We start from the raw sequence: 19,229 nt of genomic DNA, 5'->3' as shown, positions 1-19,229 counted from the left end.
AGGACACGGTCGCGGCGGTGGAGTCGAGGAGGATCGTGGAGTCGCAGAAGCCCCGCGCCGAGGAGCGCCCCGGACGTCCGACGCTGGCCCGGGTGGCGAGCCTCGCCGGAGTCTCGGCCTCGACCGCCTCGCTCGTGTTCAGCGGCGCCGGCCCCGTCTCGGCCTCGACCCGCGAGCGGGTGCTGAAGGCGGCGGCCGACCTCGACTACGCCGGTCCGGATCCGCGCGCGCAGTCGCTCCGCCGCGGCCGCTCGGGCATCGTCGGCGTCGTCGTCGACGAGCGCGTGCTGCACGCGTTCCGCGATCCGATCAAGATCGCGATGCTCGACGGCATCGCCGACGTGCTGGGCGGCGCGGACGCCGGGATCCTGCTGCTCACCGAGACCGGCGACGGGTCGGGGCTGATGGCGACGGCGCCCGTCGACGCCATGATCCTGATCGGCTGCAGCCCGACCGTCGACGAGTCGGTGGCGCTGCTGCAGCGCCGTCGTGTCCCGGTCGTGGTGGTGGAGGGGGTGTCCGAGTTCGGCTCGGCGATCGTCACCCTCGACAACCGCGACGCCACGCGTGCCCTGGCCGAGCACCTCCGCGACCTCGGGCACGAGCGCCCGGCGACGGTGACGCTCCCGTTCTCGAAGGACCGCCGCCGCGGGCCCGTGCCGGACGACTGGCGCTCGAGCTCGAGCATCACGGCCGTCGAGCGGCTGCTCGGGGCGCGCGACGTGTTCGACGGGCTCGAGGCCGTGGCGGCGTCGGCCAGCACGGTCGACGAGGGGGTGGCCGCCGGGCGGGTGCTGCTCGATGTGCCGGAGCCGCCGACCGCGGTCCTCGCCCAGAGCGATCTGCTGGCGGCGGGCGTGATCCTGGCCGCCGAGCAGCTGGGGCTGCGGGTGCCGGAGGACGTGTCGGTCGTCGGCTTCGACGGAGTGCAGGTGCCGGGGCTCGCGGCGGGCTACGACCTCACGACCATGGTGCAGCCGGCGGTCGAGAAGGGACGGGCGGCGGGACGAGCGGCGCTGGCGCTGCTCGCGGGCGACGAGGCGGCTCCGGTGTGCTTCCACGCGGTCTTCCACCGCGGGAACACGAGCGCGGCGCCGCGCTGATCCGGGCCTCCCCGCCGGAGTTGTCCACAGGGTTCTCCACAGCCTGTTCGAAACTTCGTTCGAGCGCTCAGCGGAGCCACGCCTCGCCCCGGACGCGCAGTCCGAGGGTCAGCGCACGGGCCCCCAGGTAGCCCACGGCGAAGGCGATCCAGAGCGCCAGCAGGCGCCCGTCCGCCGGCGCCGAGGACGCCAGGGCGGCCAGCGGCACGAACACGGCCAGGTTCACGAGCCCGCTGAGGGCGAGGTAGCGGCCGTCCCCGGCGCCGATCAGGACCCCGTCGAGTACGAACACGTAGCCCCCCAGCGGAGCGGTGACGCCGACCACCGCGATCAGCGCGGGCAGCAGCCGCAGCACCTCCGGGTCGCTCGAGAAGGCGAACGGCAGCACTCCGCTCAGTCCCGCGACCACCGCGCCCAGCACGAGACCGGCGCCGATTCCCCAGGTCACACAGCGTTTCGTGACCGCGCGGGCCTGTGCGCGATCGCCCGCTCCGAGCAGCCGTCCGAGCAGCGCCTGCGCGGCGATCGCGACGGCGTCGAGGGCGAACGCGACCGCGCTGAAGAGCGTCATCGCCACCTGGAACGCGCCGAGCTCCTCCGCCCCGAGGGAGCCGGCGACGGCCACGGCGAGCAGGATCGCGGCCCGGAGGCTCGCGGTGCGCAGCAGCATCCACCCGCCCGACCCCGCGGAGCCGAGAACGCCCCCGAGGTGGGGACGCAGCGGTGCGCCGACCCGCCGCGCGAGCCGCGCCGCGATCAGCGCGTAGGCGGCGAACATGGCCCACTGGGCGATGACCGTCCCCAGAGCGGACCCGGTTATCCCCAGGCCCGCCGGGTAGATCAGCACGGCGTTCAGGCCCGCGTTGAGCGCGAATCCGGCCACCGCGATGACGAGCGGAGTGCGGGTGTCCTGGAAGCCCCGGAGCAGGCCCGTGAGCGCGAAGACGCCGAGCATCGCGGGGATCCCGGCCATGCTGACGGCGAGGTAGCGCACGCCCGCCTCCGTGACGGCGGGCTCGCCTCCGAAGAGGCCGATGACGGCCGGGGCGCTCACCGCGCCGGCCACCGCGAGCACGGCTCCGAGCGCCAGCGCGAGCCAGCCGCCGTCGATCCCGGCCGCGACCGCTCGGCGCTCGTCGCCCTCGCCGAGGGCTCGGCCGACCCGGGGAGTCGTGCTGTAGGCGAGGAACACCATCAGCCCGACGACCGTCTGCAGCACCGCCGCGCCGAGTGCGAGGCCCGCCAGCGGCACCGCGCCGAGGTGCCCGACCAGCGCCGAGTCGGTGAGGAGGAACAGCGGCTCGGCGACGAGGGAGCCGAGCGCGGGCACGGCGAGCCGCAGGATCCTGCGGTCCAGGGTGCGGCGATCGGGCGAGGTCACCGTCCGACGCTACGCGAGCGGCGTCGGCGGCGCTCCCGCCCGATCCGGAGTCAGCCGCCCTCGCGCCCCGCGGTCTCGCGGAGCTTGCGGCCGTCGGCGACGTCCTCGGCGTGCTTCTCGGCCTTCTTGTCGCTGGAGCGGGTGTCGCGCGGCGGGAGCTGGATGTGCTCCTCCGCCTCGATGCCCGCCTGCAGCTGGCGGCCGCGCTCGAGCTCGGCGTCGAACTCGGCCCCGAAGAGCAGTGCGAGGTTCGTGATCCAGATCCACAGGAGGAAGACGATCACGCCACCGAGGGCGCCGTAGGTCTTGTTGTAGTTGCCGAAGTTGGCGACGTAGAACGCGAAGCCGGCGGACGCGAGCGCCCACACCACGAGCGCGAGGATCGAACCCAGGCTGGTCCAGCGGAACTTCGGCTGCTTCACGTTGGGCGACCAGTGGTAGAGCACCGCGATGATGACGATCATCAGCGCGATGAGCACGGGCCATTTCACGATGCTCCACACGGTGAGCGCGACCTCGCCGAGGCCGATCGCCTCGCCGATCGTCTCCGCGACCGGGCCGCTGAGCACCAGGAGCAGCCCCGCGATCACGAGCAGCGCGACGGTGAAGAGGGTGATGCCGAGCATCGTCGGGCGCAGCTTCCAGACCGGCCGGCCCTCGTCGATCTCGTAGACGCGGTTCATGGCGCGGCCGAACGCGCCGACGTAGCCGGAGGCGGACCACAGGGCGCCCAGCAGACCGGTCACGAACGCGACACCGGCGGCCGGGGAGGAGGTCAGCTCCTGCACCGGGCCGCGGATCGTGTCGAGCACCTCGGGCGACGCGAATCCGCCGAGGATGTCGAGGACCGTGTCGGTGGTCGTCTCGGCCTGGCCGAAGAGGCCCAGGATCGACACCACGGCCAGCAGGCCCGGGAACAGCGCGAGGACCGCGTAGTAGGTGAGTGCCGCGGCGAGGTCGGTGCACTGATCGGCCCCGAACTCGCGCAGCGTCTTCTTGAGGACGTAGCCCCAGGAGCGCTTGGTGACGTCGGTGGGGTCGTCGGGCTTGCGGGTGTCGTCGGGGTCGGGCGCGGTGCGCTCGCGCTCGGTGCTGGTCTGGGCCACGGGGATCCTCCGATGCTGGCTGCTCGCGCCGGAGCATGCGGGAACCGGCGCGAGGACGTAGGGGCGTCCTCGCCTTCGACGGTAGGGCGGGACGTCGCGGAAGGGACGGAGGTTGACAGGCCGCCGCACGGCGCGGGATCCTCCGCGGGCGCGCGGGCCTCCGCGGCCGGCGCGCGGGTCCGCGCGGGGTCGGCGCTCCGCAGTCAGCGCTCCGGGATCACACGCGGCACGATCCGCACCAGCAGCACCATCGCGATCAGCTCCACGAGCGTCTGCGTGACCACGACGACCGGCGCCACCGACAGCGCAGGAGGCAGCGCCAGCGCGAGCGGCAGCACCACCAGCGAGTTGCGGGTGACTCCGCTGAACAGCAGGGCGCGACGCGCGGGCACGTCCAGACGGGCGACCCGACCCGCCCCCGCACCGAGCGCGGTCATGATCACGACGAAGGCCGCGTACAGCAGCGCGAGCAGCCCGAGCCGCGGCAGGGCGTCGGCGACGGCTCCGGCCTGGGACGCGACCACCGTGAACAGGGTCGCGACCATCAGCGGCACCATCGAGCCCAGCACCGCGTCCCGGAGGCGCCGCCCGAGCGCCGACCGGGTGGCGAGCAGCTGCAGCCCCGCCGCCGCGGCCAGCGGCAGCACGATCAGCAGCACGAAGGCCTCGGCGAACGGCCTGATCTCGACCGCGGCCGCTCCGGTCGGCCCGAGGAAGAGCAGCAGGAGCAGGGGCAGCAGGAGGATCTGCACGAGCATCAGGAGCGGCGCGGCGGCGAGCAGCCGGGCCGACGCCCCTCCCGCCAGAGCGCTGAACACGATCACGTAGTCGATGCAGGGCGTCAGCAGCACGAGCAGCACCCCGATCAGCAGGGCGGGCTCGCCCGCGATCGGCCGGGTGAGCACGAAGACGACCGCGGGCACGACGCCGAAGTTCAGCACGAGCACCGAGGCGAGGAAGCGGCGGTCGCGCAACGCCCGCAGCACCGAGCCGAACGGCACGCCGAGGAACGTCGCGAACAGCAGCAGGGCGAGCACCGGAGTCACGGCCGCGTCGAGCTCCTCGGCCGCCGGCACCAGCGCTCCCACGCCGAGGGCGACCGCGAGGGCCAGCAGGTACAGCGCGATCTGGTGCCGCTCGAGGGCGGCGACCAGGGTCTGTCCGCCACCGCTCACGGGTCGATTCTCCCGTGCGAGCACCGGCGCCTCGTACTGTGAGCGGATGAGCGGCCCCGAGCACGAGCACCGGACGGTGCGCCTGCTGCTGCGTCCCCTCCGCCTCGACGACGAGTCGGCCGTGACGGCCTACCGGGGGGATGCGCGCGCCGCGCGGTTCCTCCGCCACCCGCCGCTGGCACCCGGCGGCTACCCCGCGTGGTTCGCCGAGCGCTCGGCGGAGTGGGAGCTCGCGCAGCCGGGGCACCGGCGCGTCCTCGGCATCGAGGAGCTCGCGACCGGACGGCTCGTCGGAGACGCGGTCGTCGTGCGGCGGACGGACGAGTGCGAGCTCGGGATGTTCCTGCATCCGGACACCGCGGGTCTGGGCTACTCGCTCGAGGCCGGACGCGCGCTGCTCCGCCTGGTCTTCGAGACCCTCGGCTCCCGGCGGGTCGTCGGACGGGCCGACCCGCGCAATCGCGGCTCGGTGAGAGCGATGGAGCTGCTGGGGCTGCGGCGTCGCGAGCAGGCGGAGGGCGACGCCTCGGTCGAGTACGCGGTGACGGTGGAGGCCTGGCGGGCCGGACTGCAGCGCGCGCCGCGTCCCGCCGCGTCTACGGTGGGGGCACCCCTCCCGGACGGAACGAGCACCATGGCACCCAGCACCGCGAGCATCGGACTCGGCCTGGCGGCCGTCGGCCGGCCGGCCTACATCACCGCGGGTCGCGACGGCGACCTGGGCCCGCCCGGCCTGCGCAGCGTCGACGCCCTCCGCGCCCGCACGCACGAGCTGCTCGACACGGCCTGGAGCGAGGGCGTGCGGTTCGTCGACGTCGCCCGCTCGTACGGCCGTGCGGAGGAGTTCCTCGGGAGCTGGCTCGCCGCGCATCCCGAGCGTCGAGCCGGGCTGACCGTCGAGTCGAAGTGGGGCTACGAGTACGTCGGCGACTGGGCGATGGACGCGCCGGTGCACGAGCGCAAGGAGCACTCGGTGGCGATGTTCGAGCGGCAGTGGTCGTCGACGCTCGAGGCGCTGGGCTCGGCCCCCGACTGCTACCTCGTGCACTCGATCACGCCCGAGAGCCCGGCGCTGACCGACCGGGCGCTCCTCGACCGGCTGCGGGTCCTCGCGGCGTCAGGGGTCCGGGTGGGCCTCTCGACCAGCGGACCCGGGCAGGGCAGGACGATCGCGCTCGCGCTCGCGATCCCGGAGACGCCCTTCAGCGCTGTGCAGACCACCTGGAACCTGCTCGAGCGGTCGGCGGAGGCGGCGCTCGCCGACGCGCACGACGCCGGGTGGCTCGTGGTGGTGAAGGAGGCGCTCGCCAACGGTCGGCTGGTGGGCGAGCGCGCTCCCGAGTCGGTGCGCCGACTGGTCGACGCGCCCGAGGACCGGGCGCTCGGCGCCGCACTCGCCCAGCCGTGGGCCGACCGGGTGCTCAGCGGTGCGGCGACCCCGGCGCAGCTCCTCGAGAACCTGCGCGCACGTCCGGCGGCGCTGCCGGAGGGTCTGGAGCCGCAGGATCCCGAGCAGTACTGGGCCGAGCGGTCGGCTCTCGCCTGGCGGTGATGCAGAACCTCGGCTGAGACCCTCCCTCAGCCGCGATCGTGGCCGGCGCTCGCTCTCGGCAGAGGTTCTGCAGAGGCCGATCCGGTCGGACGTCGGGACCCGCCGCGCGAACGGGCCTGCCGGATCAGACCGGAGGGGCCACCAGGAGCAGCGCACCGGCGGCCGCGCTGATCGCCGCGAGGACGCACCAGCGGTCGGCGCGCGTGCCGCAACCGCCGGCCCGCGCGAGGGCGGCGAGGCCGGTGGCGAGCACCGCGACTCCGATCTGCAGGGTCGACGACGTGCGCATCAGCGACCACGCCTCGAACGCGGGCACCGGCGCGGGGACGGGCAGCAGGCCGGCGAGGCTCGCGGACACCGCGAGCAGCAGCAGCGATCCCATGACCAGGGCCACCACGAGGTGCGCCAGGACCTCCGCTGCGGCGCGCTGGCGGGCGCGGACGGCGGAGGAGCGCGGAGCTGCGGAGTGGACGATCGCGACGCTGCGGAGGTGCATGCGCCGAGAGTAGATCCGGGTGCCTCCCCGCCGGACCCCTTGTCGGTCCCCCGTCCGGGAGTGATCCGAGTGGGACTTCCTCCCGAACTGTCCCCGAGTGATCGCTGAGCGCTGCCGAGTGGGATCGACCCGCTGCGCGAGCCCGATCTAGCCTGGAGGGACGGAGGTGACCGATGTCCGAGGCCAGGAACCACGCCGCCCGCTACCTCGCGAAGCGGGCGGAGGGCGAGTCGTCGCCCGACACCTCCGAGGAGAACGAGGCGACGATCCCGGAGGATCCCGCCGAGCGCGCCGCCTTCATCGAGACGACGATCCAGCAGGCCATCCGTCGCGGGGACTTCGACGACCTGCCCGGCGCGGGCAAGCCGCTGGAGGGGCTGAACGGCGGCCACGACCCCGACTGGTGGATCCGCCGCAAGATCGAGCGCGAGAACCTCACCGGCATCGGACCGGCCGCGTTCCTCCTCCGTGCCGAGGACCGTCAGCTCGACGAGCGCCTCGACCGACTGCACCGCGAGTCGGAGGTGCGAGCGCACCTCGAGGAGTTCAACACGCGCGTCGTCGAGGCGCGTCGGCAGCTGCTGGGCGGGCCCCCGGTCGTGACGCCGCTGCGCGACATCGACGTCGAGATCGCCCGCTGGGCCGAGCGGCGCACCGCCCGTGCGACTCCGGCACCGGAGCCCGAGCGGCCGCGCCGACGCTGGTGGCGCGGCCGCTAGGACGTGGTGCCCCTGCGCAGCCGCAGCCGCGTCTCCTCGAGGTCGAGCAGCGACTGCGCCTGGGTCAGGATCCGCTGCGGGTAGGCGCGGCGCGAGCGCGCGTCGAGCAGGGCCTCCCGCTCGGCGGTGACGACGGCGAGCCGCAGAGCTCGGTAGAGGCGGTGCGGAGTGTCGACGACGTCGCGCTCCGCTCCGCGCGCCCGCTCCCAGGCGGCCTCGGAGCGGAGGAACGAGGTCTGCCGCACCCGCTCGAGGACGTCCGGATCGACGTCCGTCGCGCCCTCCACGACGTCGGCCGGGTGCTCGAGGATCGAGAGCCCCTTCTCGGTGATCTCGTCGAGCAGCCCCGCCAGGTAGCGCTGGTCCTCCGGCTCGTCGACGCCGCGGATCCCCGTCGCCTTGATGAGCAGCGGCAGGGTGCTGCCCTGGATCAGGAGCGTCGCGACCGCGACCGTGAAGGCGATCAGCACGAGCTGATTGCGGTACGGGATGTCCTCGGGCAGGGACTGCGCGGCCGCGAGGGTCACCACTCCGCGCATCCCCGACCAGCCCAGCACGAGCCCGCCGCGCCAGCCGAGGCCGCTGGTGCTGAAGTGGCGGTAGTCGGCGCGGCGCAGCTGGTAGCGGCGGCGCGCTTTCGTCCGCTCCTCCCGGGGGAGCTCGGCGGACGAGTCGAGCACCTCCTTCTGCTCACGGGCCCGACGCTCCGCTCGACGGGTCTGCCAGCGCTCGCCGACCAGCACCGGCCCGACCCAGAGGAAACGGACCACGATGAGCCCGACCGTGGCGATGAGGCCGATGCCGACCGCGGCGGGGACCGTGAGTGCGGCGTCGTCCGCATCCTGGATCAGACCGCGGATCTCGAGCCCGATCAGGAGGAACACGCCGTTCTCGAGGAGGAACTGCACGGTGCGCCAGTTGACGCGGTCGTTCACCCGCGACTGGGCCGTGAAGGAGCGGGAGGACGCGTGGCCCGTGTGCAGCCCCGCGACGACCACCGCCAGCACGCCCGAGGCGCCCAGGCCTTCGGCCGGGATGAACGCCACGAACGGCACGGTGAAGGAGACGACGGTGTTGAGCACCGGGTCCTCGAGGCGCGAGCGCACGAAGACGGTGAGGATGCTCGCCACGAGGCCGACGACGACCGCGACGACGACCGCGTAGAGGAAGTCGCCGATCGCGGCCCAGGGGGTGGCGAGCGTGCCGGCGGCCGCGGCGAGGGCCGAGCGCAGCAGCACCAGCGCGGTCGCGTCGTTGATCAGGCCCTCGCCCTCGAGCAGGGTGAGCAGTCGCGGCGGGAGGCCCAGGCGCCGGCCGACCGAGGTGGCGGCCACGGCGTCGGGCGGGCTGATGACGGCTCCGACGGCGATCGCGAGCGGGAGGCCCAGCTCGGGCAGGAGGACGTACAGCAGAGCGCCGACGCCGGCGGCCGAGATGACGACCAGCACGACCGAGAGGCCGGTGATGGTGGTCAGGTTCCGGCGGAAGTCGATGAACGGGACGCTGATCGCGGCGGCGTAGAGCAGCGGCGGCAGCACTCCGTCGAGCACCCACTCGTGCGGGACCACGACCTCCGGCACGCCGGGGAGGTACGAGAGGGCGACTCCGGCGAGCACGAGGACGATCGGAGCGGCGACGCCCAGCCGCCGCGCGAACACGGCGACCGAGACCAGGACCGCCACGGCCACGATCCCCGCGATCCCGAGCATCATCGGGGATCGCTCCGGCGGGCGCGGGGCGGGCGGTGGTCGGGCATCGGTCTCGTCTCCGGTCGTCCCGCGCCGTGCCCGGGAGGGGCGGGCGTCGGGGACCGTCGTCGAGTCTGCGCCCGGCACCCGCCGCCGACCAGGGGGTTGCGGGCTACCGCCGGTCGAGCACCCGCTCGAGGCCGATCAGCAGCGCCAGCCCGCCGAGGGCGGCGACGACGACGGCGGTGACGGCCCCCGGCGAGAGAGTCAGGGCGGCGTCGACCAGCTCGGATCGCAGCCGCTCGTCGCCCGTGGTCATCAGGAGCCCGACGGCGACCGCGCCGGCGAACAGACCCCAGACGATCGCGCCGAGGCGGATCCGCGGGCGCTTCGGCGTCAGCGCGCCGGGAAGGGGAGTGGTCTCGGTGCTGCTCATCGCGGGTCCTCCGTCGTGGTCTGCGGGATGCCGGCCTCGCCGGTGCCGGTGGTGCTGTCGTCGGTGGTGCTGTCGTCGGCAGTGCTCTCGTCGGCGGGCTCGGCGTCGGTGGTCTGGTCGTGCACGGTGATCGTCCCGGCGCCCTGCTCGATCCGGACGACGGTCGGCTCGGCGGTCGGATCACCGAAGGTCTGCGTCCAGCGGGAGCGGCCGTCGACGATCGGGACGTCCTCGGGCGCCGTCACGTTACGGCCGTCCGCCGAGACGATCTGGAGCTGCCCGCTCGCGGAGACGGCCTCGACCCGGACGGTCGTCCCGGCCAGCGGCCAGACCGAGACCTCGCCGGCGCCCTGCCAGACGTCGATGACCGCACCGTCCTCGCCCGCACCGGGGACGACCGTCACGTCGAGGAGACCGGAGAGCATCGCGTAGTCCCCGGAGCGCTGGTTCGAGAGGCCGTACGTCCCGCTCAGGGGCAGGATCTCGCGATCCGGAGGCAGCATCGCCGCGATCAGGGCCGTCGCCAGCGCGAGCACCGATGCGGCGACCAGGAGGACCGCCCTCCTGCGCACGAGGCCAGCCAGCACGATCGCCGCGGCGAGCACGAGCGCGGCGGCGGCGAAGCCGGACGCCACCGCGGTGGTGCCCGTCGCGGTGAGCGAGACGATCGCTCCGACCACCGCCGCGGCGCCCAGCACGACGAGGGTGACGCTCGCCCGCAGGCGCGGGTTCTGCGCCCGGCGCACCCGGCGGCGCTCGTCGCGCACCGCGGCGACCGCGCGGGACCGAGCCCGCGCCTCCTCCGCGCGCTGACGGGCCGTCTCGCGCGCCGACGCCGACTGCTGGGCGCGGAACGCCTCGCGCTCGGTCTTCCAGGCGTCCTGCCGGGCGCGCCAGGCGGCGACGTCCTCGGGCGACTCGGGGCGCACATCGGTGGGACGAGGCGGCGGGAAGAGGGGGACGGAGCCGGGACGGTCGTCGGTGGTCGCGGGCGCCTCCTCCGGGCCGGCGCCGCGGGCGGAGCGGCCGGAGTTGCGCGCCACCCAGACGACGAGGGCGATGACGAGCCCGATGACCACGAGCGTCCAGATCGTGCGGCCGGCGGCGGGGGACCAGGGGGAGGCGCCGGTGTAGGCGCCGCCGAGCGACCAGAACCCCTGCGCGAGGGGGAGCATCGACGCGAGGACCATCGCTCCGATGCCCGCGTGGACGCGGTCGATCCGGCCGCGGAGCAGCCGCTCGATCGGCAGCACGTCGTCCTCGTCGGGGAGCAGGAGCCAGGCGGCGGCGTAGAAGAGGAGCGCGGGGCCGCCGAGGACCGCCACGACGGCGAAGATCCCGCGGACGATCAGGGGGTCGATGCCGAGGCGCTCCGAGATGCCGGCGCAGACGCCGCCGATCCAGCCGGGGCGGCGGGTGAGGCCGAGGCCGCGCAGCCAGAGGAGGAAGCGGTTGTCCGTGCAGGGCTCGGTGCCGTCGCCGGCCGCGGGGTCGGGCGCCGCTCCGGAGCGCTCCTGCTCCTCGGAGTCGGGAGCCGTCGTGGTGCGGGCGGAGTCGTCGCCGCCCGGTCCGTCCGCGCCGCCGATCGGCGGGGGAGTGCTCGCTGCTGTCATGGTGAGAGTGTCCCGCTCCTCCCCAGGCGGCGACCATCGGGGGAACCCCTGACTCGACCCTCGTTTCCTCCCCGGCGACCCCGACGACCTGTTTGGATGCACGTGTGAGCATCTCGAGCACCGCGGTCAGACCGCCGTTGCGACGCCCCAGGAGGGTCGTCCTCGGCGGTGTCTGCGCCGCGCTCGCCGAGCACCTCGGCTGGACCCTCTCCTCCACCCGGTTCTTCACGATCGTCGCCGCTCTGCTGGGCGGGGGCGGCGTGCTCCTCTACCTGTGGCTGTGGGCCCTCGTGCCGCTCGCCCCGTCCGAGGGCGAGTCCGACCGGGCCGTCCGCCGCGTCGTCCCCGTCGCCGGGCTGCTGTCGGTCGCCGCCGTCGTGGCGGCCGGAGCCGTGCTCCTCGCGCTCGAGGCGCGCGACGACGTCGCGGTGACGCGCGCGCTGGCGGCGGTCGCGGCGCTCGCCGGATCGGCGGTCGCCTGGGCGCTCGGGCCGGGCCGCGACGATCCGTCCGCGACGGCCCGCGCCTCGCTGCAGGTGCGCCTCGCCTCCTGCGCCGCCCTGCTCGTCGCCGGAGTCGCGGTGCTCGTCGCCCGGCCGAGCGCCGTCAACGCGGTCCTCGCGGTGGGCCTGCTGATCGCCGTCGCGGGCGTCCTCGCCGCACCGGGCGTCGTCCGGCTCTGGACCGAGCTGATGGGCGAGCGGGCGGCCCGGGTGCGCGAGGAGCAGCGCGCCGAGATCGCCGCGCACCTGCACGACTCCGTGCTGCAGACCCTCGCCCTCATCCAGAACCGCGCCGGAGCCTCGAGCGAGGTCGCCCGCATCGCCCGCGCCCAGGAGCGCGAGCTGCGCGACTGGCTGTTCGAGCGCGACGTGCCGGTCGCCAACGATCTCGCCGCCGAGATCCGCGCCATCGCGTCCGCCGTCGAGCTCGACTACCCCGCCACCATCGAGGTCGTGGCGGTCGGGGTCTCGGTGCCGGGCGCCGCTCCGCTGCTCGCCGCGACCCGCGAGGCCGTGCTCAACGCGGCACGCCACGCGGGCGGCGAGATCTCGGTCTACGTCGAGTCGGCCGTCGACGGCGTCGACGTCTTCGTGCGCGACCGGGGCCCGGGCGTCGATCTGGGCGCGCTGCCCGGCGACCGGCTCGGCATCCGCGAGTCGATCATCGGCCGGATGACCCGCGCCGGCGGCAGCGCCGTCGTGCGCCCGGGGGTCGGCGGCTCGGGCACCGAGGTGCACCTGCGGCTGGGGGCCGCGTCGTGACGCGCGTCGTGCTGGTCGACGACCACTCCATCTTCCGGTCGGGGCTGCGCGCCGATCTGGCGCCGGATCTCGAGGTCGTCGGCGAGGCGGCCGACGTCGACTCGGCCGTGCGCCTGGTCGCCGAGACGCGGCCCGAGGTGGTGCTGCTCGACGTGCACCTGCCGGGCGGTGCGGGCGGGGGCGGCGCCGAGGTCCTCCGGCGCAGCGCCGCGCTCCTCGACTCGGTGCGGTTCCTCGCGCTCAGCGTCTCGGACGCGGCCGAGGACGTGGTGGGCGTGATCCGCGCGGGGGCCCGCGGCTACATCACCAAGACGAGCTCCGGCGCCGAGGTGAGCCGCGCGGTCGAGGCGGTCGCGGGCGGCGACGCCGTGTTCTCCCCGCGTCTCGCCGGGTTCGTCCTCGATGCGTTCGGCGCTCTCGCGGGCGAGCAGGCCGAGTCGGTCGACGAGCTCGACCGGCTCTCGGCCCGCGAGCGCGAGGTGATGCGCCTGATCGCCCGCGGCTACGCCTACAAGGAGGCGGCCGCCGAGCTCTTCATCTCGGTCAAGACCGTCGAGTCCCACGTGTCCGCGGTACTGCGGAAGCTCCAGCTCTCGTCGCGGTACGAGCTCACGGCCTGGGCGTCGGCGCGGCGCCTGCTCTGACGCGCCCGAGCTCCATCCCGACTGCTGACGCGCCCTGCGAGATGCGCTCTCCTGGAGAAGCCGCCTCCCTCGTACGGCCCCCTCCACCGTGCTGATCGAGTAGCCCGCCTTGCGGGCGCATCGAGATCCACCACTACCAGAAGGCCCGGTCGGAGGCGCGATCTGCTGGCTGCGGCCGGTCTCGATACGCCCCCCCGCGGGACTAGTCGACCAGTGGGCGTTCCGCCACCGAGACGCGGAGTGGCTTCGCCGTTGATACTCGACCCGCGAGGGCGCCAGGGTGCATCGAGTGGCCGCGAAGCGGGGTCCGCCGTGGGTGCAGGCCCCGACGCGGGTCCAGTCGCGGCATGCCGGGACCCCCGGTCGCCGCGAAGCGGGGTCCGACGCATGCGCCAGGCCCGGCTCGCGTCGACTCGCGGGACGAGCGACTCCCCCGGCCCCGCTGATCGAGTAGGCCGCGCAGCGGCCGTATCGAGATCTGCACCACCCGGGCACGGGGTCTCGATACGCGGCCTGCGGCCGCTACTCGACCAGCGAGGGCGCGGGGGTCTCTCAGGAGAAGTCACGTCGTGTGTGCGGTGATCGGATCGGCTGCGGGCAGCCGACTCCTCCCTCACCACCGAGACGCGAGGGGGTTCCACCGCTCGAGACGACCGCGAGCGGACCTCGCAGAGACCGTCAGTCGCGCGAGACCAGCACCCGCACGTCCCAGGGTCCGAGCTCCAGCACGTCCCCGGCCGCAGACGCCTCACCCGAGAGCACGTCCTCGACCGCCTCGGGCAGCGCGAACGTCGACGGCTCCCACGACCAGTTGTGCACGAAGCGCACGCGCTCGCCGTGCCGGTTGGTCGCGCTCGTCACGGTCTGCGTCGGCGAGGCCGCACGCCACGGGGTCGTCGCCGCGGACGACTCCGACACCGCCCACTCCATCAGCGCCTTCGCGAGCGCGAGGTCGGGCACCGTGCCCACGTAGGTCACGCGTCCGGCTCCGTGCGAGCGGGTCGTGACCGCCGCGAAGCGCCCGTAGTGCGGGTGCCGGTAGCGCACGAGCACGGTCGCGTCGTCGACCTGCACCCCGTCGGCCCAGACCGTCGCGCGGGCGCCGTCGGGCAGCGGGAAGCCCGACTCCGCCTCCACCGGCAGGGGCACCGCGAGGTTCGCGAACTCGTCGTAGTGCACGCCGGCGGCCGCGTCGAGGAACGCGGGCTTGCGCTGCAGGCGGGCCCGGCCCTCCTCGTCCTCGTAGCCGGTGCGGACGCCCACGACGAGGTGGCCGCCCGCTGCCGCGTAGGCCTCGAGCCACTGCAGCTGCGCGTCGTCCGCGATCGTGAACGCCGCGGCGACGAGGACCGGATGCGCGGCCGCGTACTCTGCGGCCGACACGGCGGTCAGCTGCGACGGGTGCACGGTCGAGGCCTGCAGCCCCGCGTCGAAGGCACCGCGCGCGAAGGCGTCGCGGGCCGTCTGGAAGCTTCGGCGGTCCGGCACCGGCATGCCGCTCGCCGCGTCGGCACCGAGGGCGGAGTCGCTGAAGGCGGGGTGCTCCTCCAGCGCCCACTTGCTCTCGTTCGAGAACAGGATCGCGACGTCGGAGTCGGGCACCAGCTCGGTCACCCGGTCGCCCGCCGCGGCGAAGTCGGCGCCCAGCGCGGCGATCTGCTCGTAGGCGCGGCCGGGCTCCTGCGAGTGCGGCAGCACCCCGCCCCAGTACGTCTCCGCGCCGTGGTGGAGCGTGTGCCAGTGCCAGTACTCGATCATCGTCGCGCCGCGCGAGACCAGCGCCCAGGCCGCCTGGCGCCACTGGCCGTCGTAGGCGGGCTCGTTCGACCACGACATGCCGATCGCCTGCGCGTCGGTCTCGGTGACGAGGAACGGCGCCTGCTTCGAGCCGTACATCCGGTCGGCGGTCGCGTAGAGCGCCCAGGTGCCGGAGGTGGTCCAGTGCTGGTCGAACGGACGCGCGTCAGGCAGTTCGAGGCCGTCCTGCATCCGGTAGTACGGGTTGCCGGCGGTCACGTCGAGGCGGCGCACCAGCTCCTCGTCCTGCACGGTCGTCCGCTCGTACGAGATGCAGGTGGTGACGAACTGGTCGTCGCGCCCGATCCGCTCGGTGATGCCGCGCACCAGGTCGGCCTGCCAGCCGATGAAGTCCGTCGTCAGCGCGGCCTGGAAGCGGCGCCACGCGAGGTCGTACTGCGGCTGCGCGTTCGCATCCGGGGTCCACAGGTCGGACCAGGTCGAGAGCCGGTGCGACCAGTAGGTCAGCCCCCATTCGTCGTTGAGCGCCTCGACCGTGCCGTACGTGGCGCGCAGGTGGTCGACGAAGCGCTCGAAGACCTGCCGGTTGTGGAAGATCTCGTTGCCCGGCTCGTTGTCGACCTGGAAACCGATGACCGCGGGGTGCGCGGCGTAGCGCTCGACGATGCGGCGGATCACGCGCTCGGCGTGGAAGAGGAACGCGGGGTGCGTGTAGTCGATCTCCTGGCGGGCGCCCCAGCCGATCGGCTGCCCGGTCGCGCGGTGCGCGTTGATCTCGGGGTACAGCCGCGCGAGCCACATCGGCACCGCGTAGGTCGGCGTGCCCAGCACGACCGAGATGCCGTGCTCGTGCGCCCCGTCGAGCACCGGCTGCAGCCAGTCGAGGTCGAAGACGCCGTTCTCGGGCTCCCAGGTCGACCAGACGGACTCGCCCACGCGGATCACGGTGAACCCGGCGGCCTTCATGAGCCGGAGGTCCTCGGCCAGGTCGCGGCTGCCGAGCCGCGAGGTGGGCTGGTACTCGTGGTAGTAGGCCGCGCCGAACAGGATGCGATCGGTGAGGTGCTGCATGGTCGCCTTTCAGTGGTGGGGAGGTGGTGGGCGTCAGCCCTTGACGGCGCCCGCGGTCAGACCGTCGAGCAGCTGCCTGCGCAGGAGGAAGAAGACCAGGATGGTCGGTACCGAGGCCAGCACCGCGCCGGCGAGGACGAGATCGTACGAGCGGTTCTCGGAGGCGAAGAGGATGTTGAGCCCCAGCGGGATCGTGTACTGCGACGAGTCCGAGAGCAGCACGAGCGGCCAGAGGAAGCTGTTGTAGCTCTGCAGGAACCCCCAGACTCCCAGCGCGCCGAGCGAGGGGCGCAGCAGCGGCAGCACCACCCGCCAGAAGATCCCGAACTCCGAGTTGCCGTCGATGCGGGCCGCCTCGATGATCTCGTCCGGGATCGACTGCACGATGAACTGCTGCATCATGAAGATCCCGAACGCGGGAGCCACCCAGGGCACGATCAGCGCGAACCACGGGTTCGAGAGTCCCGCCTTCACGACCAGGATGAACAGCGGCACGAGGATCACGACGAACGGCACCGACAGCGACGAGAACATGATCGTGAACAGCACCCGCTTGCCGCGGAAGGCGAACTTCGCGAAGCCGTAGCCGGCCATCGCGCAGACGAACACCGAGACGGCGGTCGCGATCAGCGAGGTGCCGATGCTCATCCCGAACCAGTTCCAGAACGGCTGGGTGGTGAGCAGATTCGTGTAGTTCTCGGTTGTCGCGGGGTTCGGGAGGAGCGACGGCGGCGTCGAGAAGATGTCACCGCGGTCCTTGAACGAGCCGCTGAGCGCCCAGACCAGGGGCAGGACGAACACCAGCAGCAGTGCCGAGAGGGTGACGTAGAGCAGCCCGCGGCGGGCGCGCTCGCCGCCGGACGCCTTCCGCTGCCGAGGACCGGGGGTGCGTCCGGAGCGGGCGGTGACGATTCCCGTGGTGGCGGTCATGAGGTTCTCCCGATGGCGAGGGCGCGATTGAGGATCTGGCTGACGGCGAAGACGAGCACGAAGAGCACGACTCCGGCAGCGGCGGCGTAGCCGAACTGCTGGCGCTCGAATGCGGCGCGGTAGATGAACATCGAGACCGAGAGCGTCGCCTCTCCGGGTCCGCCTCGGGTCAGCAGGTACGGCTCGTCGAAGAGCTGGGCCGCGCTGATGAACGAGGTGACGACGACGAACGCCGTCACCGGTCGGATCGCGGGCAGGGTGACGGTGCGGAACTTGGCGAGGACTCCGGCGCCGTCCAGCTCGGCGGCCTCGTACAGCTCCTTCGGCACCGCCTGCAGAGCGGCGAGGAAGAAGATCGTGAGGTAGCCGACCGTGCGCCAGAGCAGCACGAAGCCGATCGCGACCTTCGCGAGCGAGGGGTCGCCGAGCCAGTCGATGTCGCCCAGGCCGAAGAGGGCCCGCAGGAGCGAGTTCAGCAGTCCGTAGCTGCGGTCGAAGATCAGGCTGTAGATCAGCGCGATCACGATCGGCGAGAGCACCATCGGGATGAAGAAGGTGAGCCGGAACAGGTCGCGCGCCTTGAGCCCGCGGGCGTTCAGGCCCTGCGCGATCATCAGCGAGCACGGCACGATCACGAACACCGCGATGAGCGTGTAGATCAGCGTGTTGACGAGGGCGACGCCGAAGCTGGTGTCGCCGAGCAGGTCGGCGTAGTTGCCCAGCCCGATGAACTCCGGCGATCCCAGGCCCACCCACTCGGTGAGGCTGAGCCAGATCGCCGCGCCGACCGGCACGATCATGAACAGTGCGTAGAGCACGTAGAACGGCGCGATGAAGACGTACGGAGCGTTCCCGCCCGTCGTGTTCAGGCGCTTGCGCTTCGATCCGCGCGCCTCGAGCGGGGAGCCGCCGCGGCCGTCCTGGGCGGAGGCGGGCGCCCCGGCCGTGGTGAGAGTCGACATCATCGATCCTTAGCTGCGGGCCTGGCCGCGGAAGTCCTCGGCTGTCGCGCGGAGCGCCTGCGCCGGGGAGAGGGTGCCCTTGTAGGCCTGGAGGAGGTAGCCCGACAGCACGGTCGTGAGGATCTGCTGGTCCTGGCTCTGGTACAGCGACGGGACCTCGTCGATGATCTCGCCGTAGACGTCGAACAGCGCCTGGCCGCCGAAGTACTCGTCGGTGATCACGGCCAGCTCCGGGTCGTCGAAGACCGAGCGGAGGGTCGGGAGGTAGCCGAGATCGCGGTAGCGCTTCACCTGCTGCGCCGGGTCGAGGTACGCCGCGAGGATCAGCTCGACCGCCGCGTCGCTGTTCGCCTTGCCGGTGACCGCCGCGAAGCCGGTGCCGCCTCCGACGGCCGTGCGGCCGCCTCCGTTCGCGAAGCGCGGCAGCGCCTTCACGCGCCAGAGCCCCGCCTGCTCGGGCACGTTGGGCTTGATGCCGTAGCTCGAGTACCAGGTGGGCATGTCGACGCCGAGGATCGTGCCGTCCTTGAGCCCGCTCTGCATGCTCGGGCCGTAGTAGTCGGCGACGGTCGTGAGGAACCCGGAGGCGAGGCCGTCGACCGCGAATCGCAGCGCCTCCTCCGCCTCGGGGGTCTCGAGGTCGAGCCGGCCGTCGCGGTCGAAGAGCTGCCCGCCGCGCTGCATCAGCAGCAGCTGGTAGCCCTGCACGACCTGCGGCAGGTCGCTGCCGACCGAGAGTGCACCGAACGAGACGCCCTCGCGGGCGCTGATCTCGCCGCCGACCCGGGCGAACTCCTCCCAGGTCTCGACGTCGACGGGCACCCCCAGGCGCTCGAACTCGTCGGCGCGGTAGTAGTAGACGGCCAGCGGGGTGTCGGAGTCGAGCGCGTAGAGGCTGCCGTCCTTGCTGAACGCGTCGACCCGCGCGGCGATCAGGTCGTCGCGGTAGGGCGCGGTCGCCTCGGTCAGATCGACGAGCAGCTCGGGAGCGATGGAGCCGCGCAGCGTGCGGGCGAAGTTCGCGACCTCGAGGCCGACGACGTCCGGAGTGCCGGTGCCGGCGACGGCCTGAGCGATCAGCTTGGTCACGATGTCGGTCGCGCCGATCTTGGTGACGTCGAGCGAGTACTCGAACGCGCCGCGCTGCGCGGCGAGGGGGAGCGCCTCCGTGAAGAACGAGACGTAGCCGTCGTCGTGCGTCCAGAACGAGAGGTCGACGGCGCCGGACTCGAGGGCGGCCTGCGGGCCCTGGGTCGAGCAGGCGGCGAGGAGGGACGCGAGGGCGGCCGATCCGCCGGCGGCTGCTCCGAGGCGCAGGAGGCCCCGGCGC

The 19,229-nt window shown here is 73.4% G+C and carries 16 protein-coding genes; 5 read left to right on the top strand and 11 right to left on the bottom strand.

All coding sequences use genetic code 11. The annotated features are described in order from the left end of the window. Positions 1-35: 35 nt before the first annotated feature. The gene (locus IOC53_RS04955) at positions 36-1,103 is read left to right on the top strand and encodes a LacI family DNA-binding transcriptional regulator (protein ID WP_207403263.1); all 1,068 of its coding nucleotides are present in this window, start codon (positions 36-38) and stop codon (positions 1,101-1,103) included. Between the two features lie 67 nt (positions 1,104-1,170). Here IOC53_RS04955 and IOC53_RS04950 read toward each other — a convergent pair whose 3' ends face one another. From IOC53_RS04950 to IOC53_RS04940, 3 genes are all read right to left on the bottom strand, one after another. Further along, positions 1,171-2,484, bottom strand: coding sequence for an MATE family efflux transporter (locus IOC53_RS04950; RefSeq protein ID WP_307786070.1), 1,314 nt, complete (start codon positions 2,482-2,484; stop codon positions 1,171-1,173). Between the two features lie 50 nt (positions 2,485-2,534). Further along, positions 2,535-3,590, bottom strand: coding sequence for a YihY/virulence factor BrkB family protein (locus tag IOC53_RS04945; protein WP_207403262.1), 1,056 nt, complete (start codon positions 3,588-3,590; stop codon positions 2,535-2,537). Positions 3,591-3,793: 203 nt separating this feature from the next. Next, positions 3,794-4,765 (bottom strand): bile acid:sodium symporter, encoded by a 972-nt coding sequence (locus IOC53_RS04940; protein WP_207403261.1) that lies wholly within the window; start codon positions 4,763-4,765, stop codon positions 3,794-3,796. Positions 4,766-4,811: 46 nt separating this feature from the next. Here IOC53_RS04940 and IOC53_RS04935 point away from each other — a divergent pair, with 46 nt between their 5' ends. Continuing rightward, positions 4,812-6,317, top strand: coding sequence for a GNAT family N-acetyltransferase (locus tag IOC53_RS04935; protein ID WP_207403260.1), 1,506 nt, complete (start codon positions 4,812-4,814; stop codon positions 6,315-6,317). Between the two features lie 124 nt (positions 6,318-6,441). Here IOC53_RS04935 and IOC53_RS04930 read toward each other — a convergent pair whose 3' ends face one another. Further along, positions 6,442-6,813: a hypothetical protein gene (locus IOC53_RS04930; RefSeq protein ID WP_207403259.1), complete on the bottom strand. Its 372-nt coding sequence runs from the start codon at positions 6,811-6,813 to the stop codon at positions 6,442-6,444. Positions 6,814-6,986: 173 nt separating this feature from the next. On the opposite strand from IOC53_RS04930, the gene IOC53_RS04925 reads away from it, so the two are divergent. Next, positions 6,987-7,532 (top strand): DUF1992 domain-containing protein, encoded by a 546-nt coding sequence (locus tag IOC53_RS04925; protein ID WP_207403258.1) that lies wholly within the window; start codon positions 6,987-6,989, stop codon positions 7,530-7,532. Here IOC53_RS04925 and IOC53_RS04920 read toward each other — a convergent pair. The 3 genes from IOC53_RS04920 to IOC53_RS04910 form a co-directional block, all read right to left on the bottom strand. Then, a complete protein-coding gene (locus IOC53_RS04920) occupies positions 7,529-9,244 on the bottom strand; it encodes a sodium:proton antiporter (protein WP_207403257.1) in 1,716 nt (571 codons plus the stop codon). The genes IOC53_RS04925 and IOC53_RS04920 overlap by 4 nt on opposite strands. Positions 9,245-9,392: 148 nt before the next feature. After that, complete coding sequence (locus IOC53_RS04915; protein WP_207403256.1) at positions 9,393-9,656, bottom strand: hypothetical protein; 264 nt, start codon at positions 9,654-9,656, stop codon at positions 9,393-9,395. Further along, positions 9,653-11,269: a PspC domain-containing protein gene (locus IOC53_RS04910; protein ID WP_207403255.1), complete on the bottom strand. Its 1,617-nt coding sequence runs from the start codon at positions 11,267-11,269 to the stop codon at positions 9,653-9,655. The genes IOC53_RS04915 and IOC53_RS04910 overlap by 4 nt, the downstream gene beginning before the upstream one ends. A 104-nt stretch (positions 11,270-11,373) precedes the next feature. On the opposite strand from IOC53_RS04910, the gene IOC53_RS04905 reads away from it, so the two are divergent. Both IOC53_RS04905 and IOC53_RS04900 read left to right on the top strand, forming a co-directional pair. After that, on the top strand, positions 11,374-12,534 hold the full coding sequence (locus tag IOC53_RS04905; protein WP_207403254.1) for a sensor histidine kinase: 1,161 nt from the start codon (positions 11,374-11,376) through the stop codon (positions 12,532-12,534). After that, entirely contained in the window at positions 12,531-13,178 is a 648-nt protein-coding gene (locus IOC53_RS04900; RefSeq protein ID WP_207403253.1) for a response regulator transcription factor, read from the top strand. Before IOC53_RS04905 ends, IOC53_RS04900 begins: the two co-directional genes overlap by 4 nt. A 678-nt stretch (positions 13,179-13,856) precedes the next feature. Here IOC53_RS04900 and IOC53_RS04895 read toward each other — a convergent pair. The 4 genes from IOC53_RS04895 to IOC53_RS04880 form a co-directional block, all read right to left on the bottom strand. Beyond that, complete coding sequence (locus IOC53_RS04895) at positions 13,857-16,007, bottom strand: beta-galactosidase (RefSeq protein WP_207403252.1); 2,151 nt, start codon at positions 16,005-16,007, stop codon at positions 13,857-13,859. Positions 16,008-16,040: 33 nt separating this feature from the next. Then, positions 16,041-16,937: a carbohydrate ABC transporter permease gene (locus IOC53_RS04890; protein ID WP_207403251.1), complete on the bottom strand. Its 897-nt coding sequence runs from the start codon at positions 16,935-16,937 to the stop codon at positions 16,041-16,043. Then, positions 16,934-17,899: a carbohydrate ABC transporter permease gene (locus IOC53_RS04885; RefSeq protein ID WP_207403250.1), complete on the bottom strand. Its 966-nt coding sequence runs from the start codon at positions 17,897-17,899 to the stop codon at positions 16,934-16,936. Before IOC53_RS04885 ends, IOC53_RS04890 begins: the two co-directional genes overlap by 4 nt. A 9-nt stretch (positions 17,900-17,908) precedes the next feature. Further along, positions 17,909-19,229 (bottom strand): ABC transporter substrate-binding protein (locus IOC53_RS04880; RefSeq protein ID WP_207403249.1); only part of this gene is annotated, 1,321 nt, incomplete at its 5' end.

Source organism: Rathayibacter sp. SD072, assembly GCF_017355185.1.
In the GTDB taxonomy this organism is placed as follows: Bacteria; Actinomycetota; Actinomycetes; order Actinomycetales; family Microbacteriaceae; genus Rathayibacter.
The sequence above is the reverse complement of the archived record's forward strand: the minus strand, read 5'-3'. Positions and strand labels throughout refer to the sequence as shown.

Excerpts from the sequence above, each read along its gene's own strand:
- IOC53_RS04895 (WP_207403252.1), bottom strand. The coding sequence starts at position 16,007 with ATGCAGCACCTCACCGATCGCATCCTGTTCGGCGCGGCCTACTACCAC.
- IOC53_RS04885 (WP_207403250.1), bottom strand. The coding sequence starts at position 17,899 with ATGTCGACTCTCACCACGGCCGGGGCGCCCGCCTCCGCCCAGGACGGC.
- IOC53_RS04910 (WP_207403255.1), bottom strand. The coding sequence starts at position 11,269 with ATGACAGCAGCGAGCACTCCCCCGCCGATCGGCGGCGCGGACGGACCG.
- IOC53_RS04915 (WP_207403256.1), bottom strand. The coding sequence starts at position 9,656 with ATGAGCAGCACCGAGACCACTCCCCTTCCCGGCGCGCTGACGCCGAAG.
- IOC53_RS04935 (WP_207403260.1), top strand. The coding sequence starts at position 4,812 with ATGAGCGGCCCCGAGCACGAGCACCGGACGGTGCGCCTGCTGCTGCGT.
- IOC53_RS04890 (WP_207403251.1), bottom strand. The coding sequence starts at position 16,937 with ATGACCGCCACCACGGGAATCGTCACCGCCCGCTCCGGACGCACCCCC.
- IOC53_RS04930 (WP_207403259.1), bottom strand. The coding sequence starts at position 6,813 with ATGCACCTCCGCAGCGTCGCGATCGTCCACTCCGCAGCTCCGCGCTCC.
- IOC53_RS04920 (WP_207403257.1), bottom strand. The coding sequence starts at position 9,244 with ATGATGCTCGGGATCGCGGGGATCGTGGCCGTGGCGGTCCTGGTCTCG.
- IOC53_RS04925 (WP_207403258.1), top strand. The coding sequence starts at position 6,987 with ATGTCCGAGGCCAGGAACCACGCCGCCCGCTACCTCGCGAAGCGGGCG.